Genomic DNA, 1102 nt, shown 5'->3' with positions numbered 1-1102 from the left:
AGTGAACACGTCTCGTACCGTCGAACAGCTTGAGAGCCACGTGTGGGCCGAGCCTGYCGAAACCAGTTCAGCCATGGTGCTCCGATGTCACGCACTCAGAAAGGTCCCGTTGTCTCAGCTTTCTCCTTGGGGACTGCCGAGTACTGCTCGGTCAAGAAATCGGAACGAAGTATCTTGTCCCGTTGGCTCTCGACTTCTTGGAAGAGGAACCCCTGCTGGAAGGCGACTACTATCCAGGCGATCTACTGGCAAACCTAGTTCGATTACCCATTGCATACTGGTCTGCCAATCGCGTGTGCTTCAATCGCATCATCGCCATAGCGAAGCGAGCGGAGGGTGAGCTCGCGGCCGGCGGTATGGAACTTCAAACCAATCGCCAGTTGTTGAAAGAGGTCTATGCGTTTCTTCAGCAGTCCGACGCCTAACCCCTCCGTCAAGGGGACCTGCCTGCGGCAGGCCCCTTACGTCGAACGTTAGAGCCCACACAGTGGCCACGGTGGCGATTCAACCACTCGAAATCAAGCTCCTCGCGATGGCTGAGCAGGTTCATGCCATACACGTCTTGGCCTACTCCCAAGAGGCCAAGCTGGTTGGAGTCAAATCCTTGCCTCCAATGGAGCGAAGTCCACAGCAGATTCAGAGCTTGTCAGAGAGCTTCTTCGGCGCGTTCGTCAATGGGTCCTTAGCAGGCGTCATCAGCGARTTCGCAGCTGATCAAGCTCAAGTCGAAATCTGTTCCTTAGCCGTCCATCCTGCGTTTCAGCGGCTTGGTGTTGGCCGTGCGCTGGTCGAGTTCCTGGTCTCTCGTGCCGGGGGCAGGCCCATGCTTGTTTCCACGGCAGCAGAGAATCAGCCCGCAATTTCCCTCTATCAAAGCCTGGGCTTCCAGGTCCTTCGCCACAGCCTGGTGCCAGAGGTAGGTCTAAAGTTGGTGCATCTTCAACGCCTGGGCCCTAACCCCTCCGTCAAGGGGACGTCCTGCGGCAAGCCGCAGGCCGCCCCTTACGTCGAACGTTAGGCCCACAGTCGGGTTGAAGGTCGAGTTCGTTTGAAGTCACATCTGCCAATGCCAGCCTCTCAAGGCCTCGGTCTCGATGCCTTG

General features: G+C 57.4%; 2 protein-coding genes. Both read left to right on the top strand.

Annotation, left to right across the window (positions count from 1 at the left end):
* Nucleotides 1-29: 29 nt before the first annotated feature.
* Entirely contained in the window at nucleotides 30-425 is a 396-nt protein-coding gene (locus tag AC1DYI_RS36525) for a contact-dependent growth inhibition system immunity protein (RefSeq protein ID WP_477208970.1), read from the top strand.
* 62 nt (nucleotides 426-487) lie between these two features.
* On the top strand, nucleotides 488-1018 hold the full coding sequence (locus tag AC1DYI_RS36520) for a GNAT family N-acetyltransferase (RefSeq protein ID WP_477208969.1): 531 nt from the start codon (nucleotides 488-490) through the stop codon (nucleotides 1016-1018).
* The last annotated feature ends 84 nt before the right edge of the window (nucleotides 1019-1102 follow it).

It is taken from the genome of Ideonella sp. P3_A4, assembly GCF_056403075.1.
This window is presented reverse-complemented; position numbering and strand designations above follow the sequence as displayed.